At 31.6% G+C, this 18,662-nt stretch carries 19 protein-coding genes and 1 tRNA gene; 5 read left to right on the top strand and 15 right to left on the bottom strand.

Going from position 1 to position 18,662, the window contains the following annotated elements; translation table 11 throughout:
• The first annotated feature begins 25 nt into the window (after positions 1-25).
• Both ABIQ27_RS04915 and ABIQ27_RS04920 read left to right on the top strand, forming a co-directional pair.
• Complete coding sequence (locus tag ABIQ27_RS04915; RefSeq protein WP_348032596.1) at positions 26-1,252, top strand: Glu/Leu/Phe/Val dehydrogenase dimerization domain-containing protein; 1,227 nt, start codon at positions 26-28, stop codon at positions 1,250-1,252.
• 80 nt (positions 1,253-1,332) lie between these two features.
• Positions 1,333-2,217, top strand: coding sequence for an energy transducer TonB (locus ABIQ27_RS04920; RefSeq protein WP_348032598.1), 885 nt, complete (start codon positions 1,333-1,335; stop codon positions 2,215-2,217).
• A gap of 58 nt (positions 2,218-2,275) precedes the next feature.
• On the opposite strand, the gene ABIQ27_RS04925 is transcribed toward ABIQ27_RS04920, so the two are convergent.
• From ABIQ27_RS04925 to ABIQ27_RS04935, 3 genes are read right to left on the bottom strand one after another with little or no spacing between them, the layout of a single operon-like run.
• The gene (locus tag ABIQ27_RS04925) at positions 2,276-2,812 is read right to left on the bottom strand and encodes a hypothetical protein (protein WP_348032600.1); all 537 of its coding nucleotides are present in this window, start codon (positions 2,810-2,812) and stop codon (positions 2,276-2,278) included.
• 28 nt (positions 2,813-2,840) lie between these two features.
• Positions 2,841-3,236 (bottom strand): biopolymer transporter ExbD, encoded by a 396-nt coding sequence (locus ABIQ27_RS04930; RefSeq protein WP_348032602.1) that lies wholly within the window; start codon positions 3,234-3,236, stop codon positions 2,841-2,843.
• Positions 3,217-3,930 carry a MotA/TolQ/ExbB proton channel family protein gene (locus ABIQ27_RS04935; protein WP_348032655.1) on the bottom strand — a complete coding sequence of 238 codons (714 nt, stop codon included), beginning with the start codon at positions 3,928-3,930 and terminating at the stop codon, positions 3,217-3,219. Before ABIQ27_RS04935 ends, ABIQ27_RS04930 begins: the two co-directional genes overlap by 20 nt.
• Before the next feature lie 129 nt (positions 3,931-4,059).
• On the opposite strand from ABIQ27_RS04935, the gene ABIQ27_RS04940 reads away from it, so the two are divergent.
• Both ABIQ27_RS04940 and ABIQ27_RS04945 read left to right on the top strand, forming a co-directional pair.
• Positions 4,060-5,280, top strand: coding sequence for a folylpolyglutamate synthase/dihydrofolate synthase family protein (locus ABIQ27_RS04940; protein ID WP_348032604.1), 1,221 nt, complete (start codon positions 4,060-4,062; stop codon positions 5,278-5,280).
• A 59-nt stretch (positions 5,281-5,339) separates the two neighbouring features.
• A tRNA-Val gene (locus ABIQ27_RS04945) sits at positions 5,340-5,417 on the top strand.
• 244 nt (positions 5,418-5,661) lie between these two features.
• Here ABIQ27_RS04945 and ABIQ27_RS04950 read toward each other — a convergent pair.
• The 7 genes from ABIQ27_RS04950 to ABIQ27_RS04980 all read right to left on the bottom strand — a co-directional run bounded on the left by ABIQ27_RS04950 (position 5,662) and on the right by ABIQ27_RS04980 (position 12,613).
• Entirely contained in the window at positions 5,662-6,948 is a 1,287-nt protein-coding gene (locus tag ABIQ27_RS04950; protein ID WP_348032606.1) for an HlyD family efflux transporter periplasmic adaptor subunit, read from the bottom strand.
• A 3-nt stretch (positions 6,949-6,951) separates the two neighbouring features.
• Positions 6,952-9,147 carry a peptidase domain-containing ABC transporter gene (locus ABIQ27_RS04955; RefSeq protein WP_348032608.1) on the bottom strand — a complete coding sequence of 732 codons (2,196 nt, stop codon included), beginning with the start codon at positions 9,145-9,147 and terminating at the stop codon, positions 6,952-6,954.
• The gene (gwsS, locus tag ABIQ27_RS04960) at positions 9,140-10,228 is read right to left on the bottom strand and encodes a grasp-with-spasm system SPASM domain peptide maturase (protein ID WP_348032610.1); all 1,089 of its coding nucleotides are present in this window, start codon (positions 10,226-10,228) and stop codon (positions 9,140-9,142) included. The genes ABIQ27_RS04955 and gwsS overlap by 8 nt, the downstream gene beginning before the upstream one ends.
• Positions 10,229-10,239: 11 nt before the next feature.
• The gene (locus tag ABIQ27_RS04965) at positions 10,240-10,413 is read right to left on the bottom strand and encodes a hypothetical protein (RefSeq protein WP_348032612.1); all 174 of its coding nucleotides are present in this window, start codon (positions 10,411-10,413) and stop codon (positions 10,240-10,242) included.
• Positions 10,410-11,336, bottom strand: coding sequence for a grasp-with-spasm system ATP-grasp peptide maturase (gene gwsG, locus ABIQ27_RS04970; protein WP_348032614.1), 927 nt, complete (start codon positions 11,334-11,336; stop codon positions 10,410-10,412). The genes ABIQ27_RS04965 and gwsG overlap by 4 nt, the downstream gene beginning before the upstream one ends.
• An 86-nt stretch (positions 11,337-11,422) precedes the next feature.
• On the bottom strand, positions 11,423-11,650 hold the full coding sequence (locus ABIQ27_RS04975) for a bacteriocin (protein ID WP_348032616.1): 228 nt from the start codon (positions 11,648-11,650) through the stop codon (positions 11,423-11,425).
• A gap of 24 nt (positions 11,651-11,674) precedes the next feature.
• The gene (locus ABIQ27_RS04980) at positions 11,675-12,613 is read right to left on the bottom strand and encodes a hypothetical protein (protein ID WP_348032618.1); all 939 of its coding nucleotides are present in this window, start codon (positions 12,611-12,613) and stop codon (positions 11,675-11,677) included.
• Positions 12,614-12,758: 145 nt separating this feature from the next.
• Here ABIQ27_RS04980 and ABIQ27_RS04985 point away from each other — a divergent pair, with 145 nt between their 5' ends.
• Complete coding sequence (locus tag ABIQ27_RS04985; protein ID WP_348032620.1) at positions 12,759-13,097, top strand: helix-turn-helix transcriptional regulator; 339 nt, start codon at positions 12,759-12,761, stop codon at positions 13,095-13,097.
• Between the two features lie 202 nt (positions 13,098-13,299).
• Here the strand turns inward: ABIQ27_RS04985 and ABIQ27_RS04990 are convergent, their stop codons facing one another.
• The 5 genes from ABIQ27_RS04990 to ABIQ27_RS05010 all read right to left on the bottom strand — a co-directional run bounded on the left by ABIQ27_RS04990 (position 13,300) and on the right by ABIQ27_RS05010 (position 18,054).
• Positions 13,300-14,187, bottom strand: a complete 888-nt coding sequence (locus ABIQ27_RS04990) for a DUF6371 domain-containing protein (protein WP_348032622.1) — start codon at positions 14,185-14,187, stop codon at positions 13,300-13,302.
• 126 nt (positions 14,188-14,313) lie between these two features.
• Positions 14,314-15,438 (bottom strand): AAA family ATPase, encoded by a 1,125-nt coding sequence (locus ABIQ27_RS04995; protein ID WP_348032624.1) that lies wholly within the window; start codon positions 15,436-15,438, stop codon positions 14,314-14,316.
• A gap of 5 nt (positions 15,439-15,443) precedes the next feature.
• Positions 15,444-15,716 (bottom strand): helix-turn-helix domain-containing protein, encoded by a 273-nt coding sequence (locus ABIQ27_RS05000; protein ID WP_348032626.1) that lies wholly within the window; start codon positions 15,714-15,716, stop codon positions 15,444-15,446.
• A gap of 98 nt (positions 15,717-15,814) precedes the next feature.
• Positions 15,815-16,639, bottom strand: a complete 825-nt coding sequence (locus tag ABIQ27_RS05005) for a hypothetical protein (protein ID WP_348032628.1) — start codon at positions 16,637-16,639, stop codon at positions 15,815-15,817.
• A 113-nt stretch (positions 16,640-16,752) separates the two neighbouring features.
• The gene (locus ABIQ27_RS05010) at positions 16,753-18,054 is read right to left on the bottom strand and encodes a phage integrase SAM-like domain-containing protein (protein ID WP_348032630.1); all 1,302 of its coding nucleotides are present in this window, start codon (positions 18,052-18,054) and stop codon (positions 16,753-16,755) included.
• Positions 18,055-18,662: the final 608 nt, after the last annotated feature.

Consider the following 18,662-nt stretch of genomic DNA (forward strand, 5'->3'; position numbering starts at 1 on the left):
TATTTGCGCCACAAACTAACAACACATGAAGGAATTATTAAAAAAATTCGAAAATAAAACTCCCGAAATAATATTCAACTGGAAAGATTCCGAGACTGAGGCCGAAGGCTGGACAGTAATCAATTCGCTTCGTGGCGGTGCTGCCGGCGGTGGAACCCGAATGAGAAAAGGGCTGGATATGAATGAAGTTTTATCTTTAGCCAAAACAATGGAAGTTAAATTTTCTGTTTCAGGTCCTGCTATTGGCGGTGCAAAATCAGGGATTAACTTTGATCCAAACGATCCACGCAAAAAAGGCGTTTTAAAACGTTGGTACAAAGCTGTGTCTCCGTTATTAAAAAGTTACTACGGCACAGGTGGCGATCTGAACGTTGACGAGATTCATGAAGTAATTCCATTCACTGAAGAATGTGGTGTGTGGCATCCGCAGGAAGGCGTTTTCAACGGGCATTTCAAACCAACGGAAGCTGATAAAATAAACCGAATCGGGCAATTGCGTCAAGGTGTAATTAAAGTGATTGAAAATCCGAAATTCTCTCCCGATGTATTGCGCAAATATACCATTGCCGATATGATTACAGGGTATGGCGTTGCTGAAGCGGTTCGTCATTATTATCATATTTATGGCGGCGATGTACATGGCAAGAAAGCCATCGTACAAGGTTTTGGAAATGTGGGATCTGCTGCTGCCTTCTATCTTGCCGAAATGGGAGCCAAAATTGTCGGTATCATCGATCGTGATGGCGGAGTTATCAAAGAAGAAGGATTTACATTTGAAGAAATCAAAAGACTATTTTTAAATAAAGACGGAAACAAATTAGTAGCCCAAAACATGATACCATTTGCTGAAATAAATGAAAAAGTGTGGACACTTGGTGCTGAAATTTTTGTACCGTGTGCGGCTTCCCGTTTGGTAACAAAAGATCAAATCGATAACTTAATCAACAATGGTTTGGAAGTAATTTCATGTGGTGCTAATGTTCCTTTTGCTGATAAAGAAATTTTCTTTGGCAGTATCATGGAAGAGACAGACAGTAAAGTAAGTTTGATTCCAGATTTTATTTCAAACTGCGGAATGGCAAGAGTCTTTGCTTATTTCATGGAGAAAAAAGTACAAATGACTGATGAAGCAATTTTCTACGACATTTCGGAAACTATTAAAAAGGCTTTAGAAAAGGCACACGATTTGCATGCTGACAAAAAAAATATCAGCGCAACTGCTTTTGAAATTGCCCTGAAACAATTAGTTTAGTAGAAAATATCTGTTGATATTGCACAATAATTTGTATTTTTAAGCGTTATATCTATAATTAACGAACAAAAGAAAAAGCTATGAGTTTTCAATTAACTGAAGATGACAAAAAATCGTTAGCCATTACAACAGTAGTGTATGCTTTGTTGATTCTGCTACTTTTCTTATTACGTTTTTGGCCTCCTGCAGACATGAAAATCATGGGCGGCGGTGGCGGTGGCGGTATCGAGATGAACTTTGGCGATAGCGATTTTGGTATGGGCGATAACTATAAAAGCGAAGTCCTAAATGTAAAAGACCAGGTCAAAGCTGCAACGGCACCGACTCCAGATGAAAACATTATTTCAGATGATAACTCCGATGTCAATGATGTTGTTGTGCCTAAAAAGACTGACGTTAAAACCAAACCCGTTCCTGTCAAAAAAGACATAAAACCTGTGATTGTAAAACCAAAGGTTTCGAAAAATGCTGATGATGCTTTATCAAGTATACTTGGCAACAAAGGTGGCGATGGAAATGATACCAAAGGCGGAAACAAAGGCAGCGCAAACGGGAATCTAAACTCTGGCGGTTATTATGGCAACGGAAGCGGAACAGGTTCTGGTGGCGGAAACGGTTCGGGTAACGGAACAGGAAGCGGTTCGGGAACAGGTTCAGGAAGTGGAAGCGGAAACGGTGGTGGAAACGGAAGCGGTTCGGGATATTCTTTAGGAAACAGAAAGGCATTAAGCAAACCTGCACCTGATTATACCTGCCAGGAACAAGGAAGAGTTGCTGTTCAGGTTTCGGTAGACAGAAACGGAAATACTGTAAGTGTTACTGCCGGAGTTCAGGGAACAACCAACACAGCAAGATGTTTGCTTGACCAAGCCAAAATTGCTGCAATGAATACAAAATGGCAAGCCGATAGCAATGCACCAGAAACTCAAGTCGGAAAGATAATTTATACTTTCAGTCTGAACTAAAAATAAAAAATCCCATTCGAATGAATGGGATTTTTGTTTTAAATAATATTAAGAAAGTTTACCAGTTTTCGGCTTTCTTCTTTTTATCCATAAAGGAAATCAGGCTTTTATTCAAATCATTGAAAAGTGATTCATAGGCCGCAGGCACATCATCTTTATACTTTTTCAATGTTCCATCTTTATCATAATACTCTGAAAAATCATCCAGATTGTGAACAATAGTATTAGCTGAATTATTAGCTTTTTCAGTCAGGCCAAGCACAGCAAATTTGTATTTCCCATCTTTAAAATTGATTTCAATGATAAATGTCCCCGAAGTACAAACATTTGTTCCTCCAGCTTTACTGCAAAGAAAATTCTCTTTTGTGCCTTCGATGGTAAGTTTCTCATTTTCGACAGAAGAAACTACCACAAAGTTTTTCTTGGCATTCTCTTTTACCCATGCTACTGTCCTGATATAAGTGTCTTTGGCAGAAGCATCATAAGTGGTAACAATAAAATCGGTCAATCCGTCTTTTGAAAATTTGAATTCAGTTTCTTGTGCAAAAGTTGATGCCGTTGTAAATGCCATCAACAGTAAAGTTTTCAGTTTCATATGCTAAACTATTTAATTTTAATAAATCTTATTTTGGACTCGTAGCAATGACAAACTTAAGTTTGTTTTTTACTCCGATTTGCAATACATCAACCAAGTCTTGAACCTGCAATGTAGCCGGAATTCTAATGATTACCGTTTGTTGCTTTTCCGGACCCATTAATTCAAGTAATCTGGCTTCCAATTGATCCAAAAGCACTTCTTCTTTATCAATGAAAAACCTTTTTTCTTCGGTTACAGATAACGTAATAAGTTGCTTGTTTGTCTTTTCATTCGTTTTCGATTTTGGCAATGTCATTCGGATAACATTTGGATTTGACAAGGTCGAGATGATTAAGAAAAACAACAACAGGAAAAACATAATGTCGCTCAACGAAGATGTGGCGACTTCTGCGTGAAATCGTTTATTTCGCTTTATGGCCATTTGGTCGTTGAATTATATTTACAAATTCTAATACTTGTTTTTGAATCGATAATGAAAATGCGTCAATTTTTCCATTGAATAAGTGATAAGCGCTGTAGGCAATAATACCAACTATCAAACCGGCTCCACTACTAATCATTTTTTCATATAATCCACCAGAGATGTTTCCGATACTAATGTCTTCAGTAACTGAAATACTATAGAAAATTTTAATAACTCCCGAAATAGTTCCGATAAATCCAAGCGTTGGTGCAATACCGGCAATCAGACCTAATTGCCCCAGTTTCTTTTCCATATAGCCAATTTCGATATTGGCAGCACGCTCCATGTTTCCTTCGATTTCTCCAATATGTCTTCCAATGGTCAGCACACCTTCTTTTATGATGGCGCCCTGGGCATTTCCAGTTCTTTCCGCAGAAGAAACCGCCATTTCAATATTGGCATTATTCAAATGATTGCGGATATCTTTCATTAAATGATTGTCAATTTTAGCTGCTTTATGGATATACAAATAGCGCTCAAAAACAAGATAAATGGTATAAAATAACAAAATGGCAATTGGGATAAGGAATAAACCTCCTTTGAAAATAAATTCCAAAACCGAAACTTCATTTGTTAAAGCAGCATTTGCTTCATTTACTGTGGGAATTGCCTGAGCTAAAGTATCAGCCTGTAATTGTAAAAAAGTGCTTATCATATTTATGTGATTTATGGCGATTAATTCTGAAAATAATTTCAATTTTGTGTTTCCGAATTCGCATCACAATATAAACGAAAAAAAACGTATAAAAGTATATTGCCGGCCAATTTTTTTCCTAAAATTATGAACTACAAAGAAACGCTTGATTGGATGTTTAACAAATTGCCGATGTATCAAACACAAGGCGCCACAGCGTATAGAAAGGACATTACCAATACTGTTTTGCTAGCCAATCATTTAGGAAATCCTGAGCGTCATTTGAAATGCATTCACGTCGCCGGAACCAATGGAAAAGGCTCAACTTCTCATATTTTGGCATCCGTTTTACAGGAAGCCGGATACAAAGTGGGTTTATATACTTCGCCACATTTAAAAGATTTTCGCGAGCGAATTGCCATCAACGGAACACCAATTTCAGAAAATTATGTTTGCGAGTTTATAAACAAAAACAAATCCTTTTTTGAAGCCAATGAATTGAGTTTTTTTGAAATGAGCGTTGGATTGGCATTTGAATATTTTGTCAAAGAAGAAACAGATATCAATATTATTGAAGTCGGAATGGGCGGACGATTGGATTCGACGAATATCGTTACGCCATTGGTTTCGGTTATTACCAATATTGGGTTAGACCACACGCAATTCCTTGGGAATAAGTTAGAATTAATTGCTTTTGAAAAAGCAGGCATTATCAAACCAAATATTCCTGTTGTTATTGGCGAATATGTTGCAGAAACCAAGCCTGTATTTATGGCTAAAGCCAATGAAACGCAATCTGAAATATATTTTGCTTCCGATTTGGTTGGAGAAACGTATCCTTCAGTTTTACTTGGTGATTATCAAATTCAGAATAAGAAAACGGTTTTGCAAACATTAAAAGTGTTGCAGGATAAAAAGCAGATTTGCGTTTCAGCAACTGAAATTAAAAAAGGCTTTTTGAACGTGATTAAAAACACCGGATTACAAGGCAGATGGCAACAACTTGGAGAAAATCCAAAAATTATTTGTGACACCGCCCATAATGCGCACGGATTGAAAATAGTCTTAAATCAGTTGAAAAAAGAGAAATACGAGCATTTACATATTGTTTTAGGATTAGTCAATGACAAAAACTTAGATGAAATCCTGCCTTTATTTCCTGAAAATGCTATTTATTATTTTTGCAAGCCAAATAATTTTAGAGGTTTGGATGAAACTGTTTTAAAAGAAAAAGCGGCTGAATTCAATCTTATTGGCAAAACATATATTTCAGTATCAAATGCTTATCAGGCTGCTAAGGAAAATGCCAGTAGTAATGACTTTATTTATATTGGCGGAAGCACATTTGTAGTTGCAGAAATTTTATAATTTTTTTTCAAATATGTTTGCAATATCAAAAAAGTAGTCTATATTTGCACTCGCATTAAGGGCGATTAGCTCAGTTGGTTCAGAGCATCTCGTTTACACCGAGAGGGTCGGGGGTTCGAATCCCTCATCGCCCACCAAGACTGCCTAAAAACAGTGCCTCACAAAGGTTTTAGTCAACATTTAGTCAACGAAAGTTGTAAGATGAAGATTAAAACCTTTCTTTTTTCTATCAGCTTCTTTTTCTGTCTTGTATAAATAGACTATTGTTGGAATAAATCTTTTTAAGGATGATGCTAGTATTGATACATTTAAAAAAAGCCCTCAAATAGAAGGCTTTTAATTGTGGTATTTGAAAAAAGGGATAGACAGCCAATGCAGAAGTTATCTTTTAAAAACATCCCTAAACTGATATAACAAACGTTCAATCAATCGCAAATTCTGTGTTACAATATCAGCAGAGCCAGTCATTTCTTGTTGGAAAGCAATCTGTTTTTTATACGAGGTTTGAAGACCATTTGGCAAAGAAATGTCAATCAATAAATTTCCATCTCTATCAGGTGTTAAAGAAATGGCTTTAACTAACCCCTTTACTATTCCAAACTCTCTATCGGGATAGTTTGCCAATCGAATATTTACAGTTTGTCCAACTTTAATTTTACCTGAATTTTGAGCGGGTGCTTTAACTTTTCCAATATAGCCGTTTTCATTACTTGGAATAACAGTAAATATATTATCACCAGTAGTTACAGACTGATTTTCTGCCCAAAGTTGTAAGTAAGATACTTTTCCATCAATTGATGAACGTAAAACATAATTAAGTTCCCAGTCTTTAATGGTTTTTTTTAATTGATAGAATGATTGAATAACATTTCGCTCTAGGTTTACATTTTCTTTACTCTCATTGATTTGTGTTGTTTTGCTATTTCTATTTAAGTCGTTTACCGAAGACTTTAATGATGATATAGAACTTAATAAACTTTTATATGCCTTTTCAGATTGTAAATAAGTTAGTTTGTGTTTTTCTAATTCCTGTGAAGCAATAATTCCTTTTTTATAAAGTGTTTCATACCTGTCTAAATCACTTTTTTGTAATTCAAGTTCTCCTACATTGATACTTTTTTGGGATTCAAGTAAATTCAATCTTTCTCGTAGCTGAACCGCCTCCATATTTTGTGCTTTTCCTTCAACTTTGTAAGGTTGTAATTTTTTGTTTAATTCATCTACAGAATACTCTTTTTGAAAAACTGCAAAAGAACTTTCAACTTCTCCTAATTGAGCCGATTGTAATTTGTCAAATGGGAAGCTGTTTTTTTCAATATTAATAGTATCTGTAATACTTTTTAATAAAAAAACATCTTTGTAATTAGCAGTATTTTCTATTACTGCAATGGGGGTGTTCTTTGTAATTACGGTTTTATCTGAAATAAGTATTACTTCAATCTTCCCAGAAGTTTTTGCAATTAATTTTTCAGGTGGGGTGTTGGTTGTGATTACAATTTGTGTTGAAATCAAATCAGGGTATTCAACTAACCAAGAAACGAAAAAAAGCATCAATAAAATACTTAAAACGACTATAGAACCCCAACGAATTAGCCAATGAGGGACACGCGTAAGTATTTCTTGCACTTCTTCGCTTCTTAGTTCAAATGATGTGTTTTTATCTTCCATTGGTTAACTTCCTAATTGCAATTGATTTTTAACTAGTTTAAAATAATTGCCCTTTAAATTAACGAGTTCTTTATGATTTCCAATTTCCACAATTTTACCTTTTTCTAAAACTACAATTTGGTCAGCATTCATAACGGTACTTAATCTATGAGCAATCACCACGACAGTTTTATTTTTAAAAAACACATCTAATTTTCGCATAATCTCTTTTTCATTATTGGCATCTAGGGAAGAGGTAGCCTCGTCAAAGAATAACATTTCAGGGTTTTTGTAAACTGCTCTTGCAATAAGCAATCGTTGCTTTTGCCCTGTACTCATACCAACACCTTCCATTCCGATTTTGGTATTATAACCTAATGGATAATCCTCTATAAATTCTTTGATATTGGCTACATCAGATGCATAGACTAGTCGTTCTTTATCAATTATATCTACCCCAATGGCTATGTTATTTGCAATGGTATCACTAAAAATATATCCTTCCTGCATTACACATCCTAAATGACTTCTCCAAGTTTTTTGAGCAATTGTTTTGAGTTGTGTTTTACCTACTGAAATTTCACCTTTTATGGGTTCGTAGAACTTCAAAAGCAATTTCATTAGGGTAGTTTTACCGCTCCCACTTGTGCCTACTATTGCGGTTATTTTATTTGTTGGAATAGTGAGGTTTAAATCTTCTAAAACCATTGTATCAGAACCTAGATACCTAAACGATAAATCTTTAACGATAATATCACTATTCATTGGTATTTCGTGAGCTTGGTTATGTTCTTGTTGGATTTCATCTTCTTTTTCGTGAATTTCAGATAATCGAGCCAGTGATATTTTTGCATCTTGAGCCTCACGAATAAACCCTATTAATTGCAATACTGGAGCATTTAAACTACCCACAATACTAGAAATTGCCATCATCATACCGAGCGTGATTTGTCCATCAATTACCAATTTGGCGGATAGAAAAATAATAATGATATTTTTTAGTTCATTGATAAAATTAGAGCCTATTGTTTGGGTTTGTTCAAGTACTAAACCTTTCATTGAAACTTTGAACAATCTTGCTTGAATGTATTCCCAACCCCAACGTTTCTGTTTTTCTGCGTTGTGGAGTTTTATTTCTTGCATTCCATTGATGAGTTCAATGACTTTGCTTTGTTCTTGTGATACTTCTGAAAATCGTTTGTAATCTAGCTCTTTACGTCTTTTTAAAAATATTGTAACCCAAAAGAAATACAACACACTACCAATAAAAAAAACGGCAAATATCTTTAAGTTATAATAAGCAAGAACGCCTCCCATTATAATCATATTTATTGCAGAAAATAATACACTCAAGGATGAAGTTGTTAGTATTCTTTCTATTCTATGATGGTCATTTATACGTTGCATTATATCCCCCGTCATTCTAACATCAAAAAATGAAATGGGTAAATTCATTAACTTGATAAAGAAATCAGAAATAAGAGATATATTAATTCGAGTTGATAAGTGTAGTAAAATCCAACTTCTTATAAGTTCCAAAGCTGTACTTCCAAAAAATAAACATAATTGAGCAAAAAGTATCAAATAAATAAAATGAATGTTTTGATTTTGAATACCAACATCAACAATACTTTGTGTCAAAAAAGGAAAGATAAGTTGTAACAAACTACCTGCTAAAAGTCCTATTGCAATTTGAATTACAAAAGATTTATATGGTATCAAATATTTAAACAGTAGAGAGAAACCGAATGATTTATTATCTTCTTTATCGTATTCAGATTGATTGAATTTTGGTGTTGGTTCAAGTAATAGTGTGATTCCTTCTTCCGTAGTTTGGTCTGCATTATTCCCTATCCAAAATTTGATAAATTCATCCTTAGAATACTCTATTAATCCTATTGCCGGGTCAGAAATATAAAATATATTTCTTTTTATTTTATATAAGATTACATAATGATTTTTATTCCAATGAATAATGCAGGGCAAAGGTGCTTCAAGTAATTTATTCAAATTAATTTTAATTCCTAATGTTTTAAAACCAATTGTTTCAGCTGCATCTGAAATATTCATTAAACTGCTACCTTTTCTGGTAGTTTCGGATAATTGCCTTAAAGTTTGAATATTTAGAGCTTTTCCGTAATGCTTTGCAATAATTTTCAAGCAAGTAGCGCCGCAATCCTTTGTGTCTGATTGTATGTAATTCGGGAATTTTTTAAGCATCTTTTTTTACTAAATCTTGCATACCATAATATTCTATTGTCTTTTGCTTTAAAGGGTTAGTACTCCAGTCTTCCCATTCATTTATATATGGGTTATAGCCACATTTTAAAGGCTTTGAATACTTGTCTTCAGGACTTTCAATGTAAGCTCTACAATCGGTGCAAATGTGTCTAAACTCGCAATCTTTGCAAATATCAATTTGGTCTTTATTTATATTCCAATATTTTTTAAAATTTGGTTGATTTAATGCCTCTTCAAGTGTAGTTTCTTGTATGTTACCAAAACTTTCTATCATTGATGGGCAGTTTTTGATATTGCCATCTTTGTCAATGGAAATTTTTTTATTTAGGCATGAATTATAATTCATTGATTCAAGCACTTTATTTTTATTAACATTAAAGTATTTGGCATCGATTACTCCACAGCTTTTAAAACTTTTCAATTCGTAATCAATAAAATCAACATCAAATGTACTAATTTCAATTTTTGTGTATTTTCTTAAAGCGCTATGAAGAGTTAATTTTGTAATTTGGAAATTATATTTATTAATTTCTGGTATAAAATTAAATACTTGGTCAGAATATTTTAGTATTAATTCAGTTGAAAAATTGAAAGATTTAGTAATTTCTAAAATTCTTTTTAATTTCTCAAGATTAATTTCTTCATAACAGACAAGCTGAATGTTTTTACAAAATAATTTCTCTAAACTTTTCATCGAACTTTCAAACTTGTCGATGGTTTTATTTGAAATTTCTATGATGCAATTACTTATGCAAGAAGGAATTTCAAAGCTGTTATCCATTTTAATAAATAAATCAAATTCATCAAAATCTGTTATAAAACCAAACTCATTATCAATTAAAAAATTTAAATATTCATCAATAATCGCCCTATTTTCAATCCCATATAAATTATATATTTCGCCAATATTTTTTTTACTCTCAAACTCTTCGATAACCTCTTGCATTGTGTCGGGTATTTCTAAAAATTTTTCTCGCTGCAAATCCAAAATAATACTTCTGTTTTTTCCTCTAGTAATAATGCAATTAGCAAACATTTTAAAAAATAAATTTACATCCATAATTTGATTTATTAAAAACGGCTTATTGCTTTGTTAAAATTATTAACCATAAACTTCCTCTTCAGAAGCTTAGTTTCATTTAAAATAATATCATTACCTGTCTTTTGTATAACAATGTTGTTGTAAGATAATGGTAATTTATCTTTATTATCTTCTATGAATTTCTTAATTTCATCTAATTTCATAAATATTCCGCTATTTTTTTTTCTAAATTATAATTACAAGGATAGGAAATCATTCCAAATTGTCCAATTGGATTAACTTCTAAAAATACATATTCGTTTTTTGGCGTCACTACCATATCAATAGAACCACAATTTAAGTCAAGTTTTTTCATTAATAAATTTAAACTGCTTTCGATTTCTTTAGGCAACTTAAAAGGTACTGTTCTATTAGGTCTGTCGTAGTTGTAATTTCTAAAATCAATATTTGTTTTATTATCATTTTGGGAAAAAATCGCCATAGTGTAAAAGTCTCCGTCTAAATAAAATATTCTTAATTCATATTTTTTATCAATATAATTTTGAATTAAAGAAGGAAAAAAAGTTTCAGTTTTTATTTTATCAATTTCAACTAAATTAGTGTAATTAAAAATTGTAAAATCTTCAAAATTTTGCATACATCGACCACTAATAACCTTTGTAATATATGAAGTGCTATCTTTCTTCAATTCACTTTTTAAATCATTAGCATTAGAAAACAACAAATCTCTTGGGGTTAAAATGCCTAATTCTTTGGCAATATCGTTAACAATTAATTTATTAACATCAGAATTTGCTATAGAGTTAATATTCTTTATTTTTGTCAATTTATAATATATAAATTGTATCAAATAATTTAATTCTTCTGATTGCAAACTGTCAAATTGATTAATTTGAGTGATAAAATCATTATTTACACTTAGATAACCTCTCCTATACCAAAACCCTTTTATTTCAGATAATTTAATTGAAAATGATACTGTTTTTAAAATAATTTCATCTCCACAAAACTCAATTTCAACATTATCTTGAGCATTAATGCATAACCAATCCTTTTTTAAGAAATTAAGCCATTCAATAACATATTTAGTTGAAGTGTCATTATTATTACTGAGGATAAATATCATAGATTTTAATTTATTTTTCGATTAAAAAAGAAAAAGAGACTATTGATTTTAAACAGTCTCTTTACTTTTTTATTAACCTTAATAATTTAGCAGTCAGAAAGAGTTAACCTTCTTTTGAATAGATACCATCCTGACCATAGTCCAGTTGTTGGATTATAGTCATTGTGCATTTCGTCACGGTCATCACAACCACTCGCGCGGTCGCAAGACACATCATACCTGATGTCATTTCCGCCAATTACATTGTTAAGTTGATTTTTAGTTAGAGGAGAAACTCCTTTAACAAAATCTTTCATCGATTTTAACGTTTTCATATTTAATTATTTAAAAATTACTATTTAATTAGTTGTAAACTTTTCCAATCTCCAGTTATCATATTGTATACTTGGAAGACCAATAGATTTTCTTATAGAATCAATTTTTATTACATTAGATAATGGGCAGACATTACCATCAGGGCAAGTATATGACCCATAATACTGCTTATTCCCTAATTCTATCATTTTTCTGTCATAAATAATTGCATATACATCTGGTTCACAATTTCCTTTTTTTAGATTGTCTAAAATTATTGGCAAATACTTATCTTTAAATTCGTTAGGTTGATGTAAAAAGAAAAAATCAATCTTAACATAATCTGAAATTTCATGAAAAGCATTATTCGTACCAATCAAAGAGTTACCAGGATAACTATACTTATAAAAAATGGAATCTAATTTTATTTTATTAATATCATCAACAAATTCCTGTAACTCAGTACTGCTATTTTTACCATTACGAACATTTTGGTCATCATTATACATTTTTACCAAAGATTTTCTCAAATCAAGATTTAGCTTTCCTTGGTAATCTTTTATTAATTTATCAAGTTCAACTTTAGCTAGTTTAGCTGCCATGAAAACCTTATTATCAATTGCTATCCAATCTCTATGTCTTGGTGTTATTGCACCAAAATTTGAATACCCATACCTAACTTTTTCTTCAATATTTTCAATATTCCCTGACATTACTGCTGAATTTACATATATACCATATTCAACATAGGTATCAGTATTTAAAGGTTTATAAATTTTAAATAAACTATCTAATAATTTATAACTTTTTTCAAAATCATTTATAAGATACAAGCTATCTGCTTTATGAACTTCCAAATAATAAGGTATGTAATCAACTTCTCTTTCTACAGCTTTACCCAATGGTCTTTCTTTAATACTTTTTGATTTACAAGAAATTATGAAAACCACTATCAAAAACAATGATACAATTACTTTTTTCATATTCTTTAAACCATTAATTATTTCAAAGTTGTTATCTGTTTTGGTTTCTCAAATTTGTAGGTTTATTTTCAAATTAAAAATGCTATTTTGAGCAATATTTATGCTATTTACATCATAAATGTTATTTTCGTAAAAAATTGCAATAATGATAAAGCAAAAACTAATAGATATTAGAAAGGAAAAAGGCTTAACGCAAGCCGATTTCGCATTTAAAATTGGACTTGATGCATCTAATTATAATCGTAGAGAAAATGGAATTACAAAAATTTCAAAAAAAGAATGGAATAAGATTGCTAAAGAACTAAATGTTAAACTTGAAGAAGTGTACGAACCAAATGATGGTATATATATTATAAACAATGATAATGCACCCAATGACTTTAATCAGTATACATTTGAAACAATGAAAAAATATATTGTTACACTTGAAGAAGAAAACTCTAAATTGAAACAAGAAAATACTAAATTAAAAGAAATTAATTAATCAAACTAAAATTGGATTGAACAAATAATTGCAATGCTATTGGAACGCCATTGCAATATGCCTTCAATTAATTATGATTATGAAACCCTTTATTCTATGGGCGTTGCGAGACAATTGCAATGGCATTGCAATGCCATTGCAATGATTTTTAGGTTTTATTGCAATGGTTTTCTAAATCAAAACTGGCTGTTCTCTTTTACCCTTAATCAACTTCAGATTCAAAATTTAAAGAATCAATATAAACATCTGCTAAATCTATTCCGTTCTCATATCTGGAATTTTCAAGCCAATCGTTTACATCTATTTTAAAACCAAATTTGTTTAATTCAACTGCTTTATTTAACCAGTCCTTATATTCTCCCTTATCAGGAAATGCAACAATCTTAAATTGTTTTATTGGCAATAGCATATTGTATTTTAGAAACCCTTTACCTCCTGTTGACAACCAAACATATTCGGGTTTAAATACACTCATTATGACGGCTGTTTTTTCGCTCTCAACTATTGCAACCGTCTTTTGGTTCGTTTCATTAATCAAGTGCAAACCAAATAAAGATTGATGAAGGGTAAAGTCTTTCAGTTTTAAAATACTATGCACCCAATTTATTAAACCTTTACCCTCTTTTGTTTTATAACGTTTTCCTGTATCTGAAACGTAATGTAAAACTTTACCAGCGTGAACAAGTTCTTTATCATCAATTTGCCAAAACACAGTTGCACCGTTCCAAAACTTTGACGTTCCTAGTAAGTATTTATTTGTTACTTTTTTAACCTCTTCATTAGTAAATATTGTTTTCAAAAATTGAATAAAATTATTGTTTAAATAATCGTTCATACTTTTATCAACTAATTCTAAATTGTGAAAACTTGGTTCAGACGGCGCAATGTATTTTACTTCAAACGAGTTATTAGTTTCGCCTTTCACGGTGCTATGATAACTGCAACTTGTTTCACGGTCACACCGTCCAAATTCATCGTTTAAGTAGTTTCCTGTTTCTGTTTCTATGTATTTAACAAAGGTTCGTTTATTGCATTTCGGGCAAACAAACTTCTTACTGCTTTTATCTAAATTGTATTTATATAGTTTCATCGGTTTAAAGGTTTAAACCAGTTTAAATAAACCTTACATCAGAGGTTTATCAGTTTAATAGCGTATATATACGCTTAAACTAAACCGATAACATTGAAATAATAACGAATAGTTAAACCGATTGAGTTATAATATTCCTTCTTCTTTGAATGCTCCAAGTGTATAAGGTTTTCCGTTTGCCTCCTGTTGCAACCAATTCTTATTTTTACAATAGGTTACTAGTTCTTTGGCTCTATTTGTTCCAATAGTGCTTTTAAATTGTTTTTTATATGCTAAACCTAACTGTATAACTAAATCGCTATAAGTGAACCTTTCGCCCTTACTAAATACTTCTGTTAATAATTGAAATTTCTTGTAATCTTCCAATTCTGTAACATCAAATTTGTTCTTTTTGGTTTCAGTTCTTAATTCGTAGTTTTCTGCAATAACCGGCAAACCGTCTATAATTTCAAATGCAAAGGTTTCAGGTTCTATGTTCCTGCATTGTTGGGCTTCAACAATTGAAATAGTGCTGTCTGTTTCCGCTTTTGTGATAGAAAGCACCGTTTCTGCTTTGTTAATCAATTCCGAGCCAATATGCCCACGAGCATTGCTATCACTTTTATTTTGATGCAGTACAGTTATAATGTGAATATTACGCTCTTCTGTCCATTTTAAAAGTTTACTGGCAATCATTGTTGCTTCCGCTTCGTCATTAATGGAAGTAATGAGGTCTTTTATACCGTCTATAACTACAATCCCAATTTTATCATTGTGATAAATAGCATACTCAATAAGTTCCAAACGCTGGGCGGGTGTCTTGCTCCTTAAATGATAAACTTGCAAGTTATCAGGCTCTTCAATATTAACTTGTTTGCAAATGCGCTTTAAAGCTAATTGAACGTGGTATTTTCCTTGTTCTGTATCAAAATACAATACTTCATTTTGTCCTTGTGGCAATTCAGTTTTAAATAAATTAAGAACCAAATCTTTACTGATGGCTGTCGCCACTGCAATATTGATATAAAATGATTTTCTACTTTTAGCTTTTCCAATAATTAAGCTGAAATTTCCAAGTGTTCCTAAAGTACTGTAACCCTCTGTTTTTCTGTTTGCCATTTGCAAAGCGACTTGAGGCGGTTGCAATTGTTCTTTTGGACTAATTTTAAGGTTATTCAGAATACTGCTTAATTTTTCTTCTTCACTTTGCATAGCCATATCAATCGCATCGTTTAAAACAGATAATTTGAGAACTTTTATATCGCTACTCATAACTGTTATTGGTTTAAATGCTTGACAGCTTGTAAAACTTCGCTTCTTTTGTAATATACTCTGTTACCCAATCCTAAACTTTTAAGCTTACCTGATTTGGTGTGTTTCCAAAGGGTAGTTTTGTTGATGGATAGTAATTTACAAACTTGTTCACGGGTTAAAAGTTCATCCTCGTTTGATACAGATTCATCAACCTTTTTTGGAAGTTGTAATAGTGGTTTAAGTGCTTCGGCTAATTGTTCAAGAGTGATTCCGTTTAAAAAAATTTGTGTAGTCATTGTGCTTATAATTAAGATTAATAAGCACAAAATTGTATCTATATGAACGCCCATTTAGAGCGGTTTTTGCCCATTTGGGGCGGTTGTGTTTTATTGAATTATAATAAATCTTTAAACACAAGGTTGAAGTTGTTTTGTCTTTGAACGCTGAAACTTTTCGCCAAAGATTTTAATTTGCCATTTATGTAATATTCATCGTAATTTTTTTTACTTATCAATTTAATATCTTCAAAAACGAATTTAATAAAATCATTGTCTTTGTGATAATGGATTAATTTTTCAGATTCCAGTCTTTTTTTAAGATAGGAATAGTCAATATAAAAATCAATGATGTGTTTTTGATACTCTAAAAAACAATTGTAAACATCTGAATTGATAAACAATGAAGCAAAAAAATTATCGTTCTCTATATTTCTAGCATTGCTTTGAAACATTGCTTCTAAATCTTCGTTTTTCGTAAAATTGGTATAATATTCGGGATATAATTTTATGTGCATTTTTTTGTAAACTGGGTAATTTTCTAAAGATATGTTGCGATGATACTTGATTTCAAACTCATTAAATTCGTTTAATTTATAGAACATTTCCAGTAGTTGCGAATTAATAGATAGAAGCCTTAAAATTTCATTTATAACTTCAATAATTGCAATTTCTTGAATGAATTTAGTATAAGTATAATTTGTTGGAAATTCCGATATATCAATTTTGTTAAATGCTGTTTTTATCTCATTTGCAAAAACTTCTTGTACTTGGTCAATCTCATAAATACTATATCGTCTACCAAAAATCTGATGCAATTCTTCTAAATTCTTATTTTTATTTAAGTTGTGCTTATTTAGATTAACATCATTCAAATAGATGTTTACTTCGTTTAATGTAATTCCAAATGTTTTCTTTTGGCTCTTACGCTTAATTAGAAACATTTTTATTAAAAATTCTGTTTTAGTATAATATTTTGAATAAAAATCCTCGTATATTTTTTCGTATTCCATTACTGAATGCCTTCTGTTTTATCTGTTTTAATTATTTGAAATGTTTAATTGCCCGAATTTTCAATAGCTTCTGCAGCGGGTGCTTTATCTCTTGGGGCTAACTTACTGAAATATTCCAACATTTGATAGGCATTGTCGTAGGTTGTCTTTCCGATATAATTTAAAAACATCCGTTCCGTTCCGTGAGCTGTTATATTCATTAATATTGGAGTGGGAATGCGCCCATAAAAGTTAGTTGCAAATGAGCGTCTACAAATATGGCTTGTAACAACTTCATATTTCGGGTAAATATCCTTAACTGTTGGGCTGTTTGCTTTTGGCTTCTTGCGCCCTAGAATTCTTTCATTAAGTTTCGCTTCTTTACAGACATCTTTAATGTACTCGTTAAAACGGGGTAAGGATATTTTATAAGGCATTCCACTTTCTATAATTTCCAATGCTTCGGGGAGTAACGGAATAGCAACGAGTTTGCCTGTTTTTTGTTGTTTGAGTTCAATTATTTTAATTCCGTTTATATCTTTTATGTTTTTCTCTGAAATATCCAATAAATCGCCCCCACGTTGACCAACCAAGCATCCTAATAACAGCCACTTTCTCGCATTAATAAGGGCTTCTCTAATCAGTGTGGTATCCTTTATTTGTTCCTGCTCTTCTTCGGATAAATAAATTACGTTTTCGGGTGTGTTGTTCTCGGAAATACTTTTAATATTTTTCAATTGGATAGATGTTTCAATATCATTTTTAAAAGCATCATTGCAAATCGTTTTTATATTATCGATATTTTTACCAACGTAGTTGACAGCATAACCTTGGTCAAAAAGCCACGTTTTATACTTCTCGACAAATTGCAGATTAATATTTTTGATTAAGATACTTTTTCCGCCAAGCATCTGCTCTTCATAACGCTTTATGACATTTTTAAATAGCTTCAAATTCCCAATTCGTCCTGTACTTAAACCAATTTCTTTTTTTTGATTGGTTTTATAAGGTGCTTCTGCAATGTATTTATCAATATAATTGGTTAAAACATCGAGTTCAACAATTGCAATTTTATTATTAAATAAATCAATTTGCAATTGCAACCAATCTCCAGTAAATTCTATTCCCTTACTGATTCCCTCATTATGGGCATCATTTATAAATATTGCCAGCTTATCCAGTTTTGATTTTATTATTTTTAAATCCTCTCTTCCCATTTTGGGTTGTGATTTATCTATACTCCAATCTTTGGCACTAATAATAAAACCTGTTTTGCGTTTTAATACTGTAGTTCTATTTATTGAATAACGGACATAAATGTTTGAGGTTTCGCTTTTGCTTTGAAGTAAATATTTTATCTTTGCCATTATATTTTGATGTTGTTTTAATCAAAACAAATATACACAATTAGTCAACATTTAGTCAACGGAATGCGAATTTAAGCGAATTTTAATAACCCTAAATGAATCGAAAATCATGTTAAGTATTATAAATAAAGGGATTTGATATTTTTAAGAATTATTGAAATACAGGGGTTTTGTCCCCTCATCGCCCACAAGAAAGACCGAAACTTACGTTTCGGTTTTTTTATTTTCAAGCTGTGTTAAAAGCTTGCTTTTGTAAGTAGACTGGAAATAAAAAATAAAGGCTACGAAAGTAGCCTTTTAGGTTTCTTGTTCAACTTATCCAAAAAAGGCTCAACGAAGTTAATCCTCATCGCCCACCATCAAGGACAAATTCATTTTTTTGAATTTGTCCTTTTTTATTTTGTCTCTGTAAGCAGTATTAATATATTGATTTTTCCCCTCCTAAAAAATGAAGCCTGCTCTGGGCACAGTCGAAGTGTCACAGTTATTGAAATAGCTTTAACTATTCTTCTTTCCTATTACAAAACAAATTGACACTTCGGTAAAAACAATAACAAGTACACTTCGTGGCTTGCGCCGGACATGCTTTAGCATTGGCTAACTTATTT

It is taken from the genome of Flavobacterium sp. (assembly GCF_039916025.1).
GTDB lineage: Bacteria > Bacteroidota > Bacteroidia > Flavobacteriales > Flavobacteriaceae > Flavobacterium.

Excerpts from the sequence above, each read along its gene's own strand:
- ABIQ27_RS04915 (WP_348032596.1), top strand. The coding sequence starts at position 26 with ATGAAGGAATTATTAAAAAAATTCGAAAATAAAACTCCCGAAATAATA.
- ABIQ27_RS04920 (WP_348032598.1), top strand. The coding sequence starts at position 1,333 with ATGAGTTTTCAATTAACTGAAGATGACAAAAAATCGTTAGCCATTACA.
- ABIQ27_RS04925 (WP_348032600.1), bottom strand. The coding sequence starts at position 2,812 with ATGAAACTGAAAACTTTACTGTTGATGGCATTTACAACGGCATCAACT.
- ABIQ27_RS04930 (WP_348032602.1), bottom strand. The coding sequence starts at position 3,236 with ATGGCCATAAAGCGAAATAAACGATTTCACGCAGAAGTCGCCACATCT.
- ABIQ27_RS04940 (WP_348032604.1), top strand. The coding sequence starts at position 4,060 with ATGAACTACAAAGAAACGCTTGATTGGATGTTTAACAAATTGCCGATG.
- ABIQ27_RS04950 (WP_348032606.1), bottom strand. The coding sequence starts at position 6,948 with ATGGAAGATAAAAACACATCATTTGAACTAAGAAGCGAAGAAGTGCAA.
- ABIQ27_RS04955 (WP_348032608.1), bottom strand. The coding sequence starts at position 9,147 with ATGCTTAAAAAATTCCCGAATTACATACAATCAGACACAAAGGATTGC.
- gwsS (WP_348032610.1), bottom strand. The coding sequence starts at position 10,228 with ATGGATGTAAATTTATTTTTTAAAATGTTTGCTAATTGCATTATTACT.
- ABIQ27_RS04965 (WP_348032612.1), bottom strand. The coding sequence starts at position 10,413 with ATGAAATTAGATGAAATTAAGAAATTCATAGAAGATAATAAAGATAAA.
- gwsG (WP_348032614.1), bottom strand. The coding sequence starts at position 11,336 with ATGATATTTATCCTCAGTAATAATAATGACACTTCAACTAAATATGTT.
- ABIQ27_RS04975 (WP_348032616.1), bottom strand. The coding sequence starts at position 11,650 with ATGAAAACGTTAAAATCGATGAAAGATTTTGTTAAAGGAGTTTCTCCT.
- ABIQ27_RS04980 (WP_348032618.1), bottom strand. The coding sequence starts at position 12,613 with ATGAAAAAAGTAATTGTATCATTGTTTTTGATAGTGGTTTTCATAATT.
- ABIQ27_RS04985 (WP_348032620.1), top strand. The coding sequence starts at position 12,759 with ATGATAAAGCAAAAACTAATAGATATTAGAAAGGAAAAAGGCTTAACG.
- ABIQ27_RS04990 (WP_348032622.1), bottom strand. The coding sequence starts at position 14,187 with ATGAAACTATATAAATACAATTTAGATAAAAGCAGTAAGAAGTTTGTT.
- ABIQ27_RS04995 (WP_348032624.1), bottom strand. The coding sequence starts at position 15,438 with ATGAGTAGCGATATAAAAGTTCTCAAATTATCTGTTTTAAACGATGCG.
- ABIQ27_RS05000 (WP_348032626.1), bottom strand. The coding sequence starts at position 15,716 with ATGACTACACAAATTTTTTTAAACGGAATCACTCTTGAACAATTAGCC.
- ABIQ27_RS05005 (WP_348032628.1), bottom strand. The coding sequence starts at position 16,639 with ATGTTTCTAATTAAGCGTAAGAGCCAAAAGAAAACATTTGGAATTACA.
- ABIQ27_RS05010 (WP_348032630.1), bottom strand. The coding sequence starts at position 18,054 with ATGGCAAAGATAAAATATTTACTTCAAAGCAAAAGCGAAACCTCAAAC.